We start from the raw sequence: 18236 nt of genomic DNA, 5'->3' as shown, positions 1-18236 counted from the left end.
GGTCGCCCAGCCTAATCGTCGACAAGCAAGATCGTTCCAGTACGGGGCCTCCGGTGACCGAGACCACCACGTCGGCCGCTCGTCGGCCGCCCGTCGGACAGCCATGTCAGCCGAAGAAGACCTCGGCCTCGGCGTACAGCGTCGGGTCGACCGTCTTGAGCTTCTCGGTCGCCTCGGCCAGCGGCACCCGGATGATGTCCGAGCCGCGCAGCGCCACCATCGTGCCCCAGTCGCCGTCGTGCACCGCGTCGATCGCGTGCAGCCCGAACCGGGTCGCCATCCAGCGGTCCCGGCTGCTCGGGGTGCCACCGCGCTGCACGTGCCCGAGGACCGTGGTGCGGGCCTCCTTGCCGGTGCGCGACTCGATCTCCCTGGCGATGGACTCGCCGATGCCGCCGAGCCGGACGTGCCCGAAGGCGTCCTTCTCCCCGGCGACCTGCGCCATCGTGCCGTCCAGCGGGGTGGCGCCCTCGGCGACCACGATGATCGGCGCGTAGTGGTTGCGGTACCGGCTCTCCACCCAGTCGCACACCTTCGCGATGTCGAACGGCACCTCGGGGATCAGGATCACGTTCGCGCCGCCGGCCATCCCGGAGTGCAGCGCGATCCAGCCCGCGTGCCGGCCCATCACCTCGACGATGAGCGCCCGGTGGTGCGACTCGGCGGTGGTGTGCAGCCGGTCGATCGCCTCGGTGGCGATGCCGACGGCCGTGTCGAAGCCAAACGTGTAGTCCGTGCCGGACAGGTCGTTGTCGATCGTCTTCGGCACGCCGACCACGTGTACGCCCAGGTCGGCCAGCTTGCTGGCCACCCCGAGGGTGTCCTCGCCGCCGATCGCGATCAACGCGTCGACGCCGAGGTTCATCAGCGTCCTGCGGATCTGGTCGACCCCGCCCTCGATCTTGAACGGGTTGGTCCGGGACGAGCCCAGGATCGTGCCGCCCCGGGGCAGGATGCCGCGCACCGCCGGGATGTCCAGGGTCATCGTCAGGCTCTCCAGCGGCCCGCGCCAACCGTCCCGGAAACCGACGAACTCGTACTTGTACTCCGGGACACCCTTGCGGACGATCGCCCGGATCACCGCGTTCAGACCGGGGCAGTCACCGCCGCCGGTCAGCACTCCAATGCGCACGTGCGGAAGACTCTCACGTGCTCGATCGGTGCACCAAGCCAGGCTTGCGCGAAAGGTGCTCCTCGATCGTGTGCCATCGCGCGAGGTTGTGCCGGGCGTCCGCGAGGGCGTCGTGCGCGTCCTGCGGCGGGGACGGCAGCGGCGGCCGGCCGGCGTCCTCCCAGCGCTGCCGCAGCTCCCTGGTGAACCGGGGCAGCGGGCGCGGCAGCGCGGGCATTGCGCCCCACAGCTGGCAGAGCACCACGTGGTCGTAGGCCGCGATCCAGGCCCACAGCTCGATGTCCTCGCCGGGCGCGGTCAGGAAGTCCAGCAGATCGCTCTTGATCCGCTCCCTGGACCGCCAGGCCCGGTCACCGGGCGAGGGCAGCTTGGGCAGCACGTTGGCCCGCACCCACGCGCCGGCCCTGCGGTCGTCGAACTCGGTGGACACCGCGTAGAACTCGCGGCCGTCGGTGTCCACCACGCCGATCGAGATCAGCTCGATCGTCTTGCCGTCCTCGATGAACTCACAGTCATAGAAAAAGCGCACGGAGATCAAATGCCCTATCAGCTGGCTCTGGTTCCCGGCATTCGAGCCGGCGGTCGCGCTGCCCGCGCCGCGTCTTCCTTGGCCTTGGCGGCGTACATGTCCACGTACTCCGCACCGGACAGCTCCATCAGGGCGTACATGATCTCATCAGTCATCGAACGCAGGATGAACCGGTCGTTCGCCATGCCGTAGTAGCGGGAGAAGTTCAGCGGCTCACCGATCCGGATCCGCACCTTGCTCGGCCGCCACATCCGGGAGCCGATCGGGTTCACCCTGTCGGTCCCGATCATGACCACCGGGATCACCGGCACCTCGGTCTCCAGGGCCATCCTGGCCACCCCGGTCTTGCCCTTGAACAGCCGGCCGTCCGGCGACCGGGTGCCCTCCGGGTAGATCCCGACCAACCGCTGCTCACTCAGCAGCCGGTTGGCCGTGTCCAGGGCCGCGCGCGCGGCCGAGCCGCTGCCCCGGTCGACCGGCACCTGACCCATCCCGTAGAAGAACTCGCGCTTCAGCCACCCGACGAAGCCGGGCTGGGTGAAGTACTCGCGCTTGGCCAGGAACACGATCCGCCGGCGCACCAGCAGCGGCAGGAAGAACGAGTCGGCCACCGCGAGGTGGTTACTGGCCAGGATTGCGCCACCGTCGGGCGGGACGTTGTCCGCGCCCTCGATCGTGGGGCGGCACCAGAGCCGTAGAAGTGGTCCGAGCAGCACGAACTTAAGCAACCAATACAGCACGTGGACGCCGCCTCTCCCTCCCGGACCGCGGACCCAGCCTACGGAGCCGTCCGGGTTATCGACAACGCGGACCTCTCCCCTTCCGAGGGTCGTTCGTGTCACGATGGCGCGGTGAATCAGGCGGAACCTGAGGACGCCGGCCGCGCCGCCGACGCCACTGGGCACGGGGTCAGCTTCGAGGAGATCATCTCCGGATGGATCGCCGAAGGGACAGTACCCACATGGCCCGATGGAGTTCCGCACCCGGCTGAGGCAACTGAGACCGCCGTGACGGATGTGACAGCTGTCCAGCCGCCGGCCGCCGTTGTGCCGCCGCCGGCCTGTGCCCCGGTCCCGCCTGCCCAGCCTCCCGAGGTCAGGGCGTTTGACGAGCACTTCATCCCGCCGGACCCGCCGCCGATGCCCCGGATCGGGGTCACCGCGTCGATCGGGCTCGCCCTGCTCGGCTTCGGCATCGTGCTGCTCGCGCTGCCCGCCGTGCTCGGCTCCAACTCCTCCCTCGGGCTGCCGCTGGGTCTGGTCTCGCTCGCGTTGGGGCTCGGCTGGCTGGTGCTGCGGTCCTGGCCGTCGGTGCCGGACGACGACGGCGACGACGGCGCGGTCCTCTAGCCACGCTGCGCGCCGAAGGCAGAGGCACGCTTCGGTTACGCCAAATGGTTAGATTTGACCGACTTGTTCCATTGATTTTCATCCCGCGGTCACCCGGTCTCCGTTACTCCGAACCGGTACTCTCCTCAGTCGCGTCGAGCTCGCGGAGCAGCCCGGCAGTCACCCTGGGCAGTTGACCGGTCGGGGCGTCCGCGACGGCCATGCGGGCGGCCGAGTCGGTGGGCCCGCCTCGGGCCAGTGCCTCCAGCGCCTCCGCGTCGCCGACGTCGGAGCCGGCCCGCTCGCTGAGGATCCAGCGCACCTCGAGCAGGTCGCAGTAGGCCTGGATCGGCGAGCCGACGCCGCCCACCGCATCGTGCGCACGCCGCATTCCGGGCAGCACCACCCGTTCCAGCCAGCCGACCGCGGCGTCCGCCTCGGACACTTCCCGCCCCGACTGGCGGCGCAGAATGCCCTGGTAGGCGCGCAGGTCGCCGAGCAGGATGCTGGCCTGCCCCTCGCCCACGTCCAGGCCGGCGACCCTGCGCAGGTACTCGGCGTGGAACCGCCGGTCCCCCACCGCGACCTTGAGGCGCAGCTGGTCGTCGCCGCCCTCGACGGGTTGCAGCGCGATCTCGTCCACCACGAAGCCGAGCTCCTCGAGCTGGCGGATCTGGCCCTCGATCCGGTAGCGGTCGGCGAAGTTGAACGTCGGCTCGGCGTGCAGCGCATCCCAGAGCTCGCGGTAGCGGACCGCGACCCCGCGCGCCTCCTCGATCAGGATCTCGTCCAGGTCCGGGTCGTCGAAGCCCGCGCTCAACCCAGCGCCGAGGCCCTCGTCCTCGGGCGGCTGCTCACCGGCCAGCTCCGCCTGCTCCGCGAGCCGGGCGACCATGTCCATCATCCCGCCGGCCAGGTTCTCCACCAGGATGTCCAGGTCGTACTGGCGCTGCCCGTCACTGAGCTGTCGGTGCACCTCACTGGTCTCGGCATCCACCAGCCAGGCCTGCAGCACCTGACCGTCCCTCGAGAACAGCGTGTTCGCCAGCGAGCAGTCACCCCAGAAGACGCCGTGCCGGTGCAGCTCGACCAGCAGCGTGGCCATCGCGTCCAGCAACCGCGCCCGGTGCCTCGGCCGGTTCGGCGGCAGCCGCATGAACAACCGCCGGAACTGCCACGACTGGCTCAGGAAGTGCGTGACCAGGACCGCGGAGTCCTCGTGGGTGCCGGAGTCGTCGGCCCGCTCCTCCGGCTGGATGACCAGGCCGGCCGCGCGCACCGCCGGCAGGCCCATCGTCTCCAGCTCGCGCAGCACCGCGTACTCCTTGGCCGCGATCCGCTCGGGGAGCTGCTTCAACGCCCATAGCTGCCCGTCGGTCTCCACGAACCGGACCAGGTGCCGGCTCGGCCCGACCGGGATGTCGCGCAGTGGGACCTCGGTGGCGTCCCACTCGCGCAGCGGCCGGTCCCAGGGCAGCGCGAGCAACCCTGGCGAGGTCACTCTCAGCCGCAGCTCCGGTGGTCGCACCGCACCGATTCTGCCCGGGTCCGGGCCCGGCGGGCTCACCCGAACGGCTGCGGTGGCACGACCGGTCAGGCCGCGGCGGCCGCCGGGATGTCGCAGCCGCCGGAGACCGGGTCGTAGGCGTGCAGGTACGACCAGAGGTAGACCGGCTCGCCGTCCGGCCGGACGTCCACGATGTGGCCCAGGCGGATGAACTCCTCGGCGGGCTGCACCGCTTGCCAGCAGCGCTCGCACAGTGGCGGCGAAAATGGCGACATGGGGTCCTCCTGGTGACGCGTGACCCGATTGGTCAATTCAACGCGCCACCGAACCCCTGGTCGCGCCGATGTGGTCCGCTTCACGGGTGGAGCACGGCAGGGTTTACACGACGTTCATGTGATCCAGCAGCGCGGCGCCGAGCGCTTCGTCGCCCTCGATCCGCACGTCCCGTTCCCGCCACGGCGCGCGGAGGGTGGCCCACCCCGGGAACTCGGCGGCGGCCCCGGCGATGTGCGTGACGCTGTCCCGGTCCGCGCCCGCCGCCGTGCCGACCGCCGTGCCTACTGCCGCAGGGCGGCCGCCCGGTCCAGGCTCACGCCGGGCTCCTTCTCGCCTCGCACCGTGCATCCCCCCTCACCGTGGACCACACCGCTCGCGGGCCAGTTGGGCGGCGCCGATCACGCCGCCCTCGTCGCCGAGCTGGGCGGTCCGGATCCGCGCCAGCGGACGGTGGTGCCCGCCGGTGAGCACCCGCGCGTAGTGGTCCCTGGCCTCGTCGAGAAACAGCGGGGCGGACCCGGACACGCCGCCGCCGATGACCACCAGCTCGGGGTCGTACACGTCGGCGATCAGGGCCAGGCCCTCCCCCAGCCAGCGGGCCAGCTCGGCCATCGCGCGCCGGCCGAGCGGGTCGCCGTCCCTGGCCGCGGTGGCCACCTGCCGGCCGGTGATGCCGCGCGCCTCGACGGCGGCCATCCGGGCCAGCGTCGGGGACGCCGCCGGGTCGGCGGCCAGCAGCTCGACCAGCGTGGTGACCAGCGCCGTCCCGCTGCAGTAGCGCTCCCAGCAGCCGTATTTGCCGCACGGGCAGGCCCGCCCGTCCGGCACCACCCGCAGGTGCCCGAGCTCCGGGGCCACCCCGTGCGCGCCGCGGTACAGCTTGCCGTCGATCAGCAGTGCGGCGCCGATCCCGGTGCCCAGCGCCACGAACACCGAGGTCCGTGCCGGTGAACGCGACCCGGAGCCGGCACCGGCGCCCGCACCGAACCGGCGCTCGGCCAGTGCGGCGGCGTTCGCGTCGTGCTCGATGACCACCGGCAGCGCGCAGCGGGCGGTCAGCCGGTCCGCCACCGGCACCCCGCGCCACGGCAGGTGCGGGGCGAACCGGACCACCCGGCGGTCCGGGGTGATGAAACCGGCCAGCGCCAGCCCGACGGCCCGCACGTCGTGCCGCTCGCGCAGCTCGTCGATCACGCCGACGATCGCCGACTCCAGCGCCTCGTTCTGGCCGGGGGTGGGTGCCCTGGCGGTGTCCAGCACCGCACCCTCGGCATCCACGACGCCGGCCCGCACACTGGTACCACCGACGTCGACACCAATGGTCAGCACGGTTCGGGAGACGGCCGGCCCCGGCCGTCCCGAGTGATCTCGATGTGCTGGACCACCCGCCCGCCACGCGGCCCACCCCGGGGCATCGGCCGGTGCCGAGGCGGCGACGGTCGGTACGGCGGGGCCGGGGGCCGCTGACCTGGCCCGGTGGGCGGTTGCGTCCCGGCCGTCGGGTGCTGAGCCGGGGGCGGTGCCGCCGGGTCGGGTGGCGGCGCGCGGTCAGGCGCCGCCGGACCGTCCTCGGCCGGGGCTCCGGCGGGTCGGTGCGGCGGGGTACCGAGGGAGCCCCCGCCCTCCTCGAGCGCGGCGCGCAGTACCGCCAGTAGACCGGCGGCGTGCTCGGCGAGGCGCACCGCGAGCTCGGACCGGCCGCCGCGCAGCACGGTGATCAGCGCACACACCGGGCAGACCGCGCAGCTGGCCGGCTCCGGCTCGGCACCGTCCCCCGGCACCTGCTCGCGGATCCGCTCGACCAGGGGTTCCAGCAGATCCAACGCGCCCCCGGCGTAGTCCCGCAGATCATCGGCGAGGTTGGCGTGGCCCTGGCAGCCGCGTTCGCTCACCGGTCCATCCAGACGGCCGGGTCAGGGCGGAACACCACGACCAGCTCGTCGATGCCCACCCGGGCGCCGAGCACCTCACAGCGGGACAGCACCGAGGGCAGCGCAACCAGCCGCCGCACCCCGCCGACGGTCACCGCCAGGTCGTCGTCGATCCGGGTCAGCTCGAGCGGGGTGCGCTTGTCCAGCCCGGGCAGCCGCAGCGCCAGCTCGAACTCCGAGTCGCGGTCCGTGCCGTCGCCGCCGGTACGCCGCACGGAGAGCAGCGGCGGGGCGTCCGCCCCGGCCAGCGGCTCGTCGTCGCCATAGAGCGCGTCCGCCAGCTCGACGAGCGCGGCCACCCCGATCGGCTCTGCGGCGGTGTAGGGCACCGCGCGCACCGGTCGCCGCCCGGACACGGCGGTCGCCCCGGTACCCCACAGCGCGGCGAGCTCGCCGAGCACCTCCTGCTGCTCGGCGCGGCGGGCGCGGACCCAGCGGGCGGCCGGGCCGCGGACCGACGGCGCGATCGACGGCACCACCCGGTTGGCGATGATCCCGTCCACCCGCAGCCCGTGCAGCGCCAGCGCGGTCATGGTGCGCCGGCTCTCGGCGGCCACCAGCCGCTCCGGGGTGAGCACGAGCCGGATGCTGGTGTTGTGGTGGTCGGCGAGCATGGCGCGCAGCGCGGCGACCTGTTCGGCGAGTCGGCCCAGTGCGTCGGCCGCCTCGTCCCAGTTCCTCAGCCCGCCCCGGGGCGCGCCGGGGCGGGGCGGGCTGGCACCGGCGATCCCGGCCAGCAGCCCGCGCACCGCGCGCCGGTGCGCCGGGTACAGCCGTTCCAGGTAGCTGCCGATGGCCTCCGGCAGCCCGAGCAGCCGCAGCGTCTCGGCGGTCGGCCCGCAGTCCACGATCACCACGTCCCAGGGACCGGCCTGCGCCAGCCGGCGTACCTCACCCAGGGCGAGCAGCTCATCGACACCGGGCAGCCAGGTGAGCTCGTCGGCCACCATCTCGTCCACCCCGGCGCCGGCGAGCACCGTGCGCAGGTGGCCCTGCAGCTCGCCCCAGGCGCCGGCCAGCAGCGCCCTGCTGTCCAGGTGGGCGGCGAACAGCCCGGAGTCGACCTCCCTGGGCTCACCGCCGAGCTCGGTGTCCAGTGCGTCGCCAAGGGAGTGCGCGGGGTCGGTCGAGATCACCAGCGCCTTGCGCCCGGCGCGCGCCAGGCGTGCGGCGGTGGCCGCGGCCAGCGTGGTCTTGCCAACGCCACCCTTGCCGGTGAACAGCAGGATCCGCAACGCGCCCTACCCCGCTTCGACGATGTGCCAGCTCCGCGCCGGCCCGACAGGGAGCCCCGGCGATCGGCCCGGCGAGGATACCTCGGCCCGCTCAGCCCTCGACGCGGCGCTTCAGCTCCTTGAGCGCGGTGTCGATGATGATCTTCTCAGCCTTGCGCCGCAGCATGCCGATCATCGGGATGTTCAGCTCGACGCTCAGCGTGTAGGTCACCGTGGTGACCCCGTCGGCGGGGTCCAGTACGTAGGAGCCCTGTTGGGCCTTCTGGATCTGGCCCTTGGTCAGGTGCCAGCGCACCGAGAGCCCGTCGTCGGCCCAGTCGTAGGCCAGCGTGTACGCGTCCTTGAACACCCCGGCGTCCAGCCCGAAGGCCACCTCCGCCGCGTGGTCACCGGTGCCCTCGGTGACCACCTCGGCGGACTTGACCGCGTTGGCCCATTCCGGGTACGCGGGGAAGTCCGCGATCACCGCCATGATCGCCTCCGGTGCGGCGTCGATGGTGATGGACTGAGTGGTGGAGTCGGCCATGGCCGCAGAGGCTACCGGCGCGGGCCGGGCGCGGTCCTAGGGTGTCCGGGCTCAGCTGATCAAACGCGAGCTGACCGCCGGCTCACCAGGTGAGCACGTAGGGCCGCCCGGTGAGGCGGAAGTGCCCGACGTTGACGCATTCGGTGCGACGCCACCGGGCCCTGGCCGCCATCGGCTGGTGCACGTGCCCGAACAGTGCCGCCCTCGGCGCGTCCCGCTCGATCACCTCGAGCAGGGCCGCGCTCGCCACCTCGGCGCGGCGGGTCACCACGTCGTAGGCCAGCTCGGGCACCCGGGGCGGCACGTGGCTGCACAGCACGTCGACGCTGGTCAGGGCGGCGCAGGCGGCGTCGTACTCGGTGCCGAGCCGGACGTAGGGCCGCCACGCCCCGTCCGTCGAAGGGCTCATTCCCACCGGCAACGGCAGCCCGCCGACAAAGCCGAAGCGCAGCCCGCCCAGCTCGACGACCTCGCCGTCCAGCATCCGCTGGCCGTCGCCGAGGAACTCCTGCCACAGGTGCGGCAGGTCGACGTTGCCGGGCGTGAGGTAGCAGGGCGCTGCCATCGCCGGGAACAACTTGCCGTACTGCTCCCGGACCGCGTTCTCCAACGTGTCCCGGGGGTCGGCCAGACCGGCCCACAGTGAGTCGGCGTAGCGGCCCAGCTCGCCGGGACGGCCGTCGGCCCGCAGCTTCGCGAACCGGCCGACCACCTCGGCACCGAAGATGTGTCCGAGGATGCCCGCGCGGTGGTCGTCGTAGTTCACGAAGTCGATCAGGTCACCGAGCACGATCAGGGCGTCCGCACCCTCGCCGGCGCGGGCCAGGGCGTCACTGTTGCCGTGCACATCGGCGACCACGTGAACCCGCATCGAGCCCAACCTACGGGCTGACGGTGGTCCCCGCGCCGGGAGTCGTCCCGGGTGAGGGGTGACCTTGCTCGCTCGACCGCGGCGTCCCGGGCCCGCTCAACGGCGGTGCGGGCGCGGCCGAGAGTGACGCGGACGGCGCCGGCTCGACCGGAGCGGTGGACGCCGAGGGCAGCGGCACCGGCGCCACCCCCGGGGGCCGCCCCTCCTCCAGCTCGTCCTTGAGCCACAGGGCGATCGCCTTGGCCGCGCGCTGGCGGCGGGAGATCTCGGCACCGGCCCGCCGGGGTGGCAGCGGCGCGGGCCGGCCGTTCGGGTCGGACGGGTCCGCGCGCAGGTAGTAGTGCAGCACGGTGCCGTCCAGCACCGGCTCCAGCCAGACCTCCATGCTGCCGACCAGCGCCCCGGCCACGGTCCACCGGACACCCTTGGGCCCACGGTCGATCACCACGCTGAGCTGCAGGTCCGGCCAGAATCGGCGCCAGCCGGCCGGGTCGGCGAACTCGGCCGCCACCCGGGTCGGCGGGACGGCGAGGAAGGTCTCGTCCACCACGTCCACGGTGCTCATGCCTCGGCTCCGCGCTCGTTCCGCTCCTCGGTCGCTGTCGCTCCCTGCGATGCTCGCTCGCTGTCGCCCTCGGTGCTCATGCCCCGACCGTATCCAGGCGGCCTGTAGCACCTGCCGCCGACTCGGTGGAACGTCCGCGAAGATCGCTGGAGCGGGCGGCGCGCCCGCCCCGATCGGTAACCGGACGCGGCGATCACAATCCTCCCCTACGGACGAGTAACCGTTATAGGTTGGCCCTTCGGCAACGAGGTCGGCAGAGGTCGGGGAGGTTCGGGATGCGCGAGTACGACGCGCCGGCGATCGACGAGGTGGCCGACGGGGAGAGCCTGTCCGACGCCGTCTTCGACAACGCCGAGCAGTTCCCCGCCGCCGTGAGCTTCCGCCGCAAGCTGGACTCCGGGTGGGTCGACGTCACCGCCAAGGAGTTCGCCGAACAGGTCACCGACGTGGCCAGGGGCCTCATCGCGTCCGGGGTGGACCCCGGCGACCGGGTCGTCGTGCTGTCCCGCACCCGGTTCGAGTGGACGGTGATCGACTACGCGATCGCGGCGGTCGGCGGCACCACGGTGCCGATCTACCAGACGTCCTCCGACGAGCAGATCGCCTGGATCCTCAGCGATTCCGGCGCGATCGCCGCCGTCGTCGAGTCCGATGCGCACCGCGCCGTGGTGGCCGAGCTGCGCGAGGAGCTGCCCAACCTGCGCCACGTGTGGCAGATCGACCCCACCGACCCTGCCGAGCAGCCGGCTGTCGACCACCTCACCGCCGAGGGCGCCGCCGTCCCGGCCGAGCGGGTGACCGAGCGCCGCGACCGGATCCGCGCCGACGACCTGGCCACCCTGATCTACACCTCCGGCACCACCGGCCGGCCGAAAGGTTGCGAGCTGACCCACCGCAACCTGCTCACCGAGCTGAAGACGGCCGGCAAGGTCTTCTCCACGATGATGAGCGAGGACAACTCGCTGCTGCTGTTCCTGCCGTTGGCGCACGTGCTGGCCAAGGTCATCCAGTGCGGCGGGGTGTACACCAGGACCACGGTCGGGCACATCTCGGACACCTCGAACCTGCTCGCCGACCTGGCGGCGTTCCAGCCCACGTTCGTGCTGTCGGTGCCCCGGGTGTTCGAGAAGGTGTTCACCGCCGCGCAGCAGAAGGCGCACGCGGCCGGCAAGGGCAAGATCTTCGACGCCGCGGCGTCCACCGCCGAGGAGTGGAGCAGGGCACAACCCTCCCCCGGTCTGCTGCTGCGCGCCCGGCACGCGCTGTTCGACCGGCTGGTCTACGGCAAGCTGCGGGCCGCGCTGGGCGGGCGGTGCATCGCGGCGGTGTCCGGCGGGGCGGCGCTCGGCGAGCGGCTCGGCCACTTCTTCCGGGGGATCGGGGTGCCGGTCTACGAGGGCTACGGCCTGACCGAGACCAGCGGCGGAGCGACGGTGAACACCCCGGCCGCGCAGCGGATCGGCACGGTGGGCCAGCCGCTGGCCGGTACCGGGGTGCGGATCGAGGACGACGGGGAGATCCTGCTGCGCGGCGACCTGGTGTTCCGCGGCTACTGGAACAACCCGGAGGCGTCCGAGGAGGCCACCAGCGACGGCTGGTTCCACACCGGCGACATCGGCGAGCTGGACGACAGCGGCTACCTGAAGATCACCGGCCGGAAGAAGGAGCTGATCGTCACCGCCGGCGGCAAGAACGTGGCACCCGCCGTGCTCGAGGACCGGCTGCGCGCCGACCCGCTGATCAGCCAGTGCATGGTGGTCGGCGACGGCCAGCCGTTCATCGCGGCCCTGATCACCCTCGACCCCGAGGCGCTGCCCGGCTGGCGCGAGGCGCACGGCAAGCCGGCCACCCAGGACCCGGCCGACCCGTCCGACCTGGTCGAGGACCCGGACCTGCTGGAGGCGATCGACAAGGCGGTGCAGGAGGCCAACAAGGCCGTCTCGCACGCCGAGGCGATCAAGAAGTTCCGCGTGCTCAAGGTCGACTTCACCGAGGCCGGCGGGGAGCTCACGCCGACGCTCAAGCTGAAGCGCAACGTGGTGACGGAGAGCTACGCCGCCGATATCGCCGCGCTCTACAGCAAGGACGACGCCCGCCGGTAGGCCGGCTCGGGGCCGACGCCGAGGAACTCGGCCAACCGGCCCGCTGAGCTTTCCCACTGCCAGTCCCGCCGCATCCAGGCCCGGCCGGCGGCGCCCATCGCGGCCGCCCGGTCCGGGTCGGCGAGCAGCTCGACCAGCGCGTCGGCCACCGCGGCGGGATCGCGACCGGGCACCACCTGACCGGTCTCACCGTCGCGCACCGTCTCGGGCGCGCCGCCGGAGTCACCCGCAAGCACCGGCGACCCGGAGGCGGCCGCCTCCAACAGGACGATGCCGAGGCCTTCGACGTCGAGCCCGCGTCCCCGGGTCCGGCACGGCAGCGCGAACACGTCGCCCACCGCGTGGTGCGCCGGCAGCTCGTCCCAGCGCACCGGGCCGGTGAACACGACATGCTCGGCGACGCCGTGCTCGACGGCCAGCTGGCGCAGCCGCTCGCCGTAGGGTCCGTCGCCGACCAGGAGCAACGCGGCGCCCGGGATCCGGCGCCGGACCCGGGGCAGCGCGGCGATCAGCACGTCCTGGCCCTTGCGGGCGACCAGCCTGGACACACAGCTGACCACCGGGCGGTCGCCGAGGCCGTACCGAGCGCGCAGCTCGTCGCGGGCGCCGCGGTCCGGGCGGAACCGGTCGCTGTCGATGCCCGGTGGCAGCCACTCCAGCGCCGCCAGCGGGCCGAACGCGGCGGCGAACCGGCGCCGGGTGTAGCGCGACACCACGGTCACCACGTCACTGCGACCGCCGATCCGGCGCAGCGCCTGCCTGGCCCCCGGCAACATCGACCAGCCCACCTCGTGGCCGTGTGTGCTGGCCACCACCCGGTCCACCCCGGCCGTCCGGCGCAGTCCCGGGCCGAGCAGCGCCAGCGGGGCGGCCGCGCCGAACCAGACCGTGCCGCAGCCGTAGTCCCTGGCCAGCTCGGCCGCGCGGCGGGCCACCGAGGGCTCCGGCAGCATCAGCGACGTGGGGTGGCGGTGCACCGGGTAGCTCGCCCCCGCGTCGAACTCGGCGGCGCCTGGCCAGCTGGGCGCGTACACCACGATCTCGCCGGCCGGCAGCCGCCCGGCCAGCTCCGCCAGGTAGCTCTGGATCCCGCCGGCGCGCGGCGGGAAGTCGTTGGTCACCAGCAGTGTGGGCATCGCCAGGCAGGCTAACCAGCGCGAACCCCCCGGACCGAGCCGGGTCCTGGCCGGGTCCTGGCCGGGGCGTGCCTTTGAGCCAGCTCTCAGGGCCGTTCGAGGTCGCCGTGCCACGCGGCGAGCAGCCCGGCCAGGTCGGTGCCCAGCACCGCGCGCAGGGTGCCGTCGAGCCTGGGTTGGGTTGCGGCGCCGGGATCGGTGGCCAACCGGCGGTACAGCGCGACCAGCCCGTCGGGGCCGATCCGGGCGGCCAGGTAACGCATGAGGCTCCACGACTGCTGGTAGGCCAGGTCCGGTTCGGGGCCCTGGAACACCGCGTCCGCCGGCACCTGCCCGGGTAGTCGGCCGGCCCGGGCGGCCGCGGTCAACCCGGGCGCGATCGCGGCCGGCGACAGCCCACTGTCCCGGTAGGCCACGTACTCGGCGAGCCCTTCCTGCAGCCAGAGCGGGGTGTGGTCGTCGGTGGCGGCGCGGGCGGCCACGTGGGTCAGCTCGTGCCGCAGCACCACCCGCAGCGCGGTCGGGCCGAGCAGGGCGTCACTGTCCGGGTTGAACACCACCCGCTGGCCTCGGGCGCGCCCGGCCGCCCGGTCGACCTGGTCCGCGACGGCCACCGCGGCGATGGCGGCGTTGGTCGACCGGTCCCCCACCAGCGCGCGCAGCTCCGCCGGGGTGCCGGGCACCAGCACACCGACCCGCTGCGCCCAGCCGGTCCCCCACACCGAGCTGACCGCCGCCACCGCCGCGTCCAGCTCGGCGGCCAGCCTCCTGACGAGCTGCTCAGCGCCGGGATGGCCGATCACCAGCCCGCCGCTGACCCGGACCGCCAGGCAGGGGCCGAAGTCCCACGGGCCACGCCAGGTCGTGCGGCCCACGGCGTCCAGTGCGGTGTCCGAGGACAGGTACCAGTCCGCGCCCCGGCGCAGGTAGAGGTAGCCGGCCGGGCGGGTGGTCGGCTCGCTGTCGGCGCCGGCGAGCGCGTAGCGCAGCTCGGTGGCCGGCGCCCAGGTCTCGTCGGCGGTCGGATCGGCGACGCCGGGCGGGATCGGCGCCCGGTCGGCCGGGTCGAGCGCGTACTCCCAGTGCGCCAGCGGCACGCCGTCGAGGTTGTCGAACATGGCCAGCTGAGCGGCCCGGAAGCCCGGGTCGGCACGCGGGTCCAGGCTCGCGGCGAAGGCCGCGCGGTCCCGGTCCAGAATGGCCCGGGCGCGGCGCCGCAGCAGCTCACGCACTCCGGCGGCGGCTGTCGGCGAAGGTTCGGTGGCGGCTGGCGAGGGCGCGGACGCTGCCGCGGTCGCGCCCTGGCCCGCCACCGGGACGGACCGGTCGGGGTCCGGCCCGAGGACGAGCACCGCCAGCCCGGCGAGCAGTACGAGCGCCACGCCGAGCGCGGCGGGAAGGTTCAGCCGGCTGCCGCCGAGCCGCGGCGGCGGCCGGTTGCGATCACCGGCCGCCGCCCGCGCTGGGGAGCGGTTAGGTCTTCGAGGCGTCAGGGCTCCTACAGCCGCCGCGCACCGGCATAGCTCTTCATCCGGGACAGGTCCGTGTAGCGCACCACGTCACCGGTCTGCACCGCGTTGAGCACCTTGCCGTTACCGGCGTAGAAACCGACATGGCTCACCGGGTGGTAGAAGAAGATCAGGTCACCGGGCTGCAGGTTGGCCCGCGACACCGGTCTGCCCACCTGGGACTGCGCCGAGCTGGACCGGGGCATGGTGATGCCGAGCCTCTTGAAGGCCCAGTAGACCAACCCGGAGCAGTCGAACGTGCCCGGCCCGGTGGCGCCCCAGACGTAGGGCTTGTCCATCCGGGTCATCGCCATCTTGAGTGCCTGGGCGCCGAGGCCGCGGCCCAGGGTGACGCCGATCGGCACACCGTCGCTGGCGATCCGGGACGCCCGCTCGGACGGGCTGAGCCGCCCCAGCAGCTGCTCCGCCTGGTCGATGCGGACGTCGGCCGCCCGCTTGCGGACGTCGATCTCCTGGAACGCCCCGCGCGCCAGCGCGGTGGCCTGCTGCGCCGCCGCGACCGCGTCCGTGGCCGCGGCCTGCGCCCGTTGGGTGGCCGCGACCAGCTCCCGCGCGTGGTCCAGCACGTCCTTCTGGTCGGCCGTGAACGAGTCCAGCGTGGTCATCTGGTCCAGGAAGTCGCTCGGCGAGTCACTCAGCACGAGCGCGTTGAGCTGGTCGAGGTGACCGCCCTCCATCGCCTCGGTGGCGACCTGGTCGACCTGGACCTGGAACCGCTCCCTGGCCGCATCGGCCTGGGCCGCTGCCCTGCGCGCCGGCGCCACCGCGGCCTGGGCCCGGCCCGCGTCGTCCTGCCGGGCCTGCAGGTCGTCCTGGGCGGCGTGCCACTGCTCCGTGAGGGCCTCGGCGTCGTGCTGGGCCACCGCCAGCTGCTTGGCCGCATCGGAGGCGGTCGGGGGCGGTGCGGGCGCGGGCGGGTCCCCGTAGGCGGGGGTGCTCAGCACGATGCAGGCGGTCACTGCCATCGCGGTCGCGGAAAGCGCGCCAGCCACTGCGCGCAGATAACCGCTCGACGCCACTACGCCGCTCTCCCTTCCGTGAACCACCGGTCGGGATACGCGGAGTCTGGGGGCGAAGTCAGGCCTTCGGGGGACCTGACTCGACTCGCGCGAGCCTTTGCGGCGGCGACCCCGCGGCGCCAATCGGGGAGCGAGTGGCTGACGCCCCGCAAGGTCTCGGCGAGATTACGAAGCCGGGGCGACGACGTCCAGGAGGGGCCCCTCCCGGCGTGGCGCGGGAGCGATCAGGTCTCAATCATCACTGGAGGTGACCGGAAAGCGCTGAATTCGGTCGACTTATCACCCAACGTCACTGTAGTCGTCTTCATCCGGCGTTGTGGGTGACACCCGCCGAGGCTCAACAGACACCAGCCGCAACCTTGGCACCAGCCCCTGCTCGGCTAGCACATTGAGCGCTCGAGCCTCTGGTGCGTCGAGCTGTACCGATCGAGCGCCGGACGGCAGGTCCGATTGATCAATTCCGTCGCCGGCGCTGCCCGGCAGGCCGAGAAATACCCCCACGACGCAGTCGCGGCAGGCGTTCCCACGGACCACGCAGCGGTCACAGTCGATGATCATGTCGGTCTCTCCTCGGTCGGCTCTGAATCGACACGCGCACCGTAGGACGACGCTCCGACAGTTTCCGGGGACGGATGCCCCGATCGGGCGACCGACCGGTCCGACCCAGCCTTCCGGACAGTGACCGCGCCCAGACCTAGAGCCCCTAATGTGGGCCTTTGCTCTGCGTAGGTATACGCGACAACCACCTGCACGCAGACCGGCCCGCACGCGGCGAGATCGACGAGTTTCTGGTTCGATCTTGAAATATCCAGAATCTCGTCGATCTCGGTGGCCGCCGCAAGACCCGGGCTCGATGAATGCGGTCCTGCCGAGGGCAGGGAGACCCGGTGCACGCCGGATCGCACTCAGCGCCGCGGCCGCGCCGAGCCGCCGCACCCGGTACCCCGGGTCATCCGTCCCCCGCTAGCCGGTCCGGCCGCGCCGGGCACCGCCTACGACCCACCGGCCACGCCCACCGATCACGAGCCACGCCCACCGATCACGAGCCACGCCCACCGATCGCGGGCGACCAGCAGCGGTCACGGGCCACGGCCCACCGGGCCACAGCCACCCACGACCACAGGCCCCCCACCAGCCACCCCACGACCCCGACCCCGGGCGCCGGGTCAGATTCTGGCGAGCAGGTCCAGCAGCACCGAGGACGGCAGCGGGTGCGCACCGCGGCGGCGGACCGAGTCGGCCACCGCCCGGTCCGAGGTGGCCACCAGCAGCGGCCGGCCAGCCGGCTCGGCCGCGACCAGCTCGCGGATCACGTCGTCGGCCAGCACGCCCGGTTCGCTGAACAGCACCCGGACCCCGCGTGGCTGCCGCATCGGCCCGGCCACCACGGCGGCGCCGTCGAACACCACGGTGACCTCGGCGCCGGTCCGCGCCGTCACCGCACCCAGCGCGCCGATCAACCGGGTGCGCTGGTCGAACAGGGTGAGCTCCGGGTAGCCCGTCTTGCTGACGTTGTAACCGTCCACGATCAGGTGCACCGAGGGCAGCCGCAGCAGCCGGTCCAGCCCACTGGCGTCGGCGATCCGGGCACCGCCGCGCCCCGGCGTCCGGACCCCGCCGACCAGGTCCGCCGGCCGGGGTCCGCCACCGCCGCCGCCACTGCCGCCATTGCCGAGCGCGAGCTCCGTGCGCAGGCCCGCCACCGCACCGGCCAGCGTGTCCACCAGCAGCTCGAGCCGGACCTCGTCGGCCTGCCTGGCCTCCCTGGCGGCCTGCCGGGCGCCGGTGGCCTCGTCGCTCGCCCTGGCCGCCCTGGCCCGTTCGGCGTCGGCCCGCTCCCGCGCCCGGTCCCTGGCGGTGAGGGCGGCGTCGAGCTCGGCGGCACTGGTCCGGCGCAGCTCGGCGAGCTCGTGCTCGGCGGCGCGGGTGCCGTCCTCGGCGTGGCGCAGCCGGGTGCCCTGCTCGCGGAACCGCTTGCGCAGCCGGTCGAGCTCCTGGTCGCGACCAGGGTCGGTCTCGCGCGCCTGCGACCGGGTCTCCGCCAGTTCGGTCCGCAGCCGCTCCAGTTCGCTGGTGAGCTTCTCCACGCGGGCCAGCGCGGCGTCGCGCTGCGCACGCAGTGTCACCACGTCGGCCCGCTCGGCGACCTCGCTGAGTCGTTCGGCGAGGTCCGGCGCGTCGGCGAGCACGGCGCCTGCGGTGCTCCCGACCTGATCCGCATCCGGCCCGGTCAGCTCGCCGGGGCGGTGCTCGTCCCACCACGCCAGCACAGCGGCCCGGAACGCGGCCGAGTCCCTCAGCTCGCCCAGCAGCATCCGGGCGCCCAGCCGGGCCCGCTTACTCGGCGTGAACTTGGCCAGCCGGCGCAGCCCCGCCGGCAGCTCGGCGATCGGCAGCTCGCCCACCGCGACCGACGCGACCTCGGCCAGCCGAGCCCGAACGGGCTCCGGCAGCTCGGTCCACGCCTGCTCCGCCATCGGCCCAGGTTAGTCCGCACCGGGTGGTCGAGGACGCTCAGCCGCCAGGTTCGATCAACCGGGATCCCGGCGG

The 18236-nt window shown here is 73.2% G+C and carries 17 protein-coding genes and 1 pseudogene; 2 read left to right on the top strand and 16 right to left on the bottom strand.

Features of this window, described 5'->3' with window-relative positions; genetic code table 11:
* Positions 1–106 precede the first annotated feature (106 nt).
* From ACTXG6_RS22765 to ACTXG6_RS22755, 3 genes are read right to left on the bottom strand one after another with little or no spacing between them, the layout of a single operon-like run.
* Positions 107–1132: a 6-phosphofructokinase gene (locus ACTXG6_RS22765; RefSeq protein ID WP_445189820.1), complete on the bottom strand. Its 1026-nt coding sequence runs from the start codon at positions 1130–1132 to the stop codon at positions 107–109.
* Between the two features lie 13 nt (positions 1133–1145).
* A complete protein-coding gene (locus ACTXG6_RS22760; protein ID WP_445189819.1) occupies positions 1146–1661 on the bottom strand; it encodes a polyadenylate-specific 3'-exoribonuclease AS in 516 nt (171 codons plus the stop codon).
* Between the two features lie 17 nt (positions 1662–1678).
* Positions 1679–2401 (bottom strand): lysophospholipid acyltransferase family protein, encoded by a 723-nt coding sequence (locus tag ACTXG6_RS22755; RefSeq protein ID WP_445189818.1) that lies wholly within the window; start codon positions 2399–2401, stop codon positions 1679–1681.
* Positions 2402–2668: 267 nt separating this feature from the next.
* Here ACTXG6_RS22755 and ACTXG6_RS22750 point away from each other — a divergent pair, with 267 nt between their 5' ends.
* Positions 2669–3010, top strand: a complete 342-nt coding sequence (locus ACTXG6_RS22750) for a hypothetical protein (protein WP_445189817.1) — start codon at positions 2669–2671, stop codon at positions 3008–3010.
* A gap of 103 nt (positions 3011–3113) precedes the next feature.
* On the opposite strand, the gene ACTXG6_RS22745 is transcribed toward ACTXG6_RS22750, so the two are convergent.
* The 9 genes and pseudogenes from ACTXG6_RS22745 to ACTXG6_RS22705 form a co-directional block, all read right to left on the bottom strand.
* The gene (locus ACTXG6_RS22745; protein ID WP_445189816.1) at positions 3114–4490 is read right to left on the bottom strand and encodes a DUF4032 domain-containing protein; all 1377 of its coding nucleotides are present in this window, start codon (positions 4488–4490) and stop codon (positions 3114–3116) included.
* Positions 4491–4582: 92 nt separating this feature from the next.
* On the bottom strand, positions 4583–4771 hold the full coding sequence (locus ACTXG6_RS22740; protein WP_445189815.1) for a hypothetical protein: 189 nt from the start codon (positions 4769–4771) through the stop codon (positions 4583–4585).
* Positions 4772–4874: 103 nt separating this feature from the next.
* A complete protein-coding gene (locus ACTXG6_RS22735; protein ID WP_445189814.1) occupies positions 4875–5120 on the bottom strand; it encodes a hypothetical protein in 246 nt (81 codons plus the stop codon).
* A gap of 6 nt (positions 5121–5126) precedes the next feature.
* Entirely contained in the window at positions 5127–6101 is a 975-nt protein-coding gene (locus ACTXG6_RS22730; protein ID WP_445189813.1) for an ROK family protein, read from the bottom strand.
* Positions 6095–6664, bottom strand: a complete 570-nt coding sequence (locus ACTXG6_RS22725) for a hypothetical protein (RefSeq protein WP_445189812.1) — start codon at positions 6662–6664, stop codon at positions 6095–6097. The genes ACTXG6_RS22730 and ACTXG6_RS22725 overlap by 7 nt, the downstream gene beginning before the upstream one ends.
* Positions 6661–7938 carry an ArsA family ATPase gene (locus tag ACTXG6_RS22720; protein ID WP_445189811.1) on the bottom strand — a complete coding sequence of 426 codons (1278 nt, stop codon included), beginning with the start codon at positions 7936–7938 and terminating at the stop codon, positions 6661–6663. Before ACTXG6_RS22720 ends, ACTXG6_RS22725 begins: the two co-directional genes overlap by 4 nt.
* Before the next feature lie 91 nt (positions 7939–8029).
* A complete protein-coding gene (locus ACTXG6_RS22715; RefSeq protein WP_445189810.1) occupies positions 8030–8464 on the bottom strand; it encodes an SRPBCC family protein in 435 nt (144 codons plus the stop codon).
* Positions 8465–8546: 82 nt separating this feature from the next.
* Positions 8547–9335 carry a metallophosphoesterase family protein gene (locus ACTXG6_RS22710; protein WP_445189809.1) on the bottom strand — a complete coding sequence of 263 codons (789 nt, stop codon included), beginning with the start codon at positions 9333–9335 and terminating at the stop codon, positions 8547–8549.
* Positions 9336–9513: 178 nt separating this feature from the next.
* A pseudogene (locus ACTXG6_RS22705) lies at positions 9514–9900 on the bottom strand (polyketide cyclase / dehydrase and lipid transport); the annotation flags it as partial.
* Between the two features lie 275 nt (positions 9901–10175).
* On the opposite strand from ACTXG6_RS22705, the gene ACTXG6_RS22700 reads away from it, so the two are divergent.
* Positions 10176–12002, top strand: a complete 1827-nt coding sequence (locus ACTXG6_RS22700; protein ID WP_445189808.1) for an AMP-dependent synthetase/ligase — start codon at positions 10176–10178, stop codon at positions 12000–12002.
* Here the strand turns inward: ACTXG6_RS22700 and ACTXG6_RS22695 are convergent.
* From ACTXG6_RS22695 to ACTXG6_RS22680, 4 genes are all read right to left on the bottom strand, one after another.
* Positions 11975–13138 carry a glycosyltransferase family 4 protein gene (locus ACTXG6_RS22695; protein WP_445189807.1) on the bottom strand — a complete coding sequence of 388 codons (1164 nt, stop codon included), beginning with the start codon at positions 13136–13138 and terminating at the stop codon, positions 11975–11977. The two genes, ACTXG6_RS22700 and ACTXG6_RS22695, sit on opposite strands and share 28 nt — an antisense overlap.
* Positions 13139–13224: 86 nt before the next feature.
* Positions 13225–14520, bottom strand: coding sequence for a peptidase MA family metallohydrolase (locus ACTXG6_RS22690; protein WP_445189806.1), 1296 nt, complete (start codon positions 14518–14520; stop codon positions 13225–13227).
* A 116-nt stretch (positions 14521–14636) separates the two neighbouring features.
* Positions 14637–15632 carry an NlpC/P60 family protein gene (locus ACTXG6_RS22685; protein WP_445189805.1) on the bottom strand — a complete coding sequence of 332 codons (996 nt, stop codon included), beginning with the start codon at positions 15630–15632 and terminating at the stop codon, positions 14637–14639.
* Between the two features lie 1220 nt (positions 15633–16852).
* Complete coding sequence (locus ACTXG6_RS22680) at positions 16853–18163, bottom strand: NYN domain-containing protein (protein WP_445189804.1); 1311 nt, start codon at positions 18161–18163, stop codon at positions 16853–16855.
* Positions 18164–18236 lie beyond the last annotated feature (73 nt).

This window comes from Pseudonocardia sp. Cha107L01 (assembly GCF_052566575.1).
This window is presented reverse-complemented; position numbering and strand designations above follow the sequence as displayed.

Bases quoted from the DNA above. Each gene is read 5' to 3' on its own strand.
- ACTXG6_RS22740 (WP_445189815.1), bottom strand. From the start codon at position 4,771: ATGTCGCCATTTTCGCCGCCACTGTGCGAGCGCTGCTGGCAAGCGGTG.
- ACTXG6_RS22735 (WP_445189814.1), bottom strand. From the start codon at position 5,120: ATGCACGGTGCGAGGCGAGAAGGAGCCCGGCGTGAGCCTGGACCGGGC.
- ACTXG6_RS22715 (WP_445189810.1), bottom strand. From the start codon at position 8,464: ATGGCCGACTCCACCACTCAGTCCATCACCATCGACGCCGCACCGGAG.
- ACTXG6_RS22710 (WP_445189809.1), bottom strand. From the start codon at position 9,335: ATGCGGGTTCACGTGGTCGCCGATGTGCACGGCAACAGTGACGCCCTG.
- ACTXG6_RS22700 (WP_445189808.1), top strand. From the start codon at position 10,176: ATGCGCGAGTACGACGCGCCGGCGATCGACGAGGTGGCCGACGGGGAG.
- ACTXG6_RS22695 (WP_445189807.1), bottom strand. From the start codon at position 13,138: ATGCCCACACTGCTGGTGACCAACGACTTCCCGCCGCGCGCCGGCGGG.
- ACTXG6_RS22685 (WP_445189805.1), bottom strand. From the start codon at position 15,632: ATGGCAGTGACCGCCTGCATCGTGCTGAGCACCCCCGCCTACGGGGAC.
- ACTXG6_RS22680 (WP_445189804.1), bottom strand. From the start codon at position 18,163: ATGGCGGAGCAGGCGTGGACCGAGCTGCCGGAGCCCGTTCGGGCTCGG.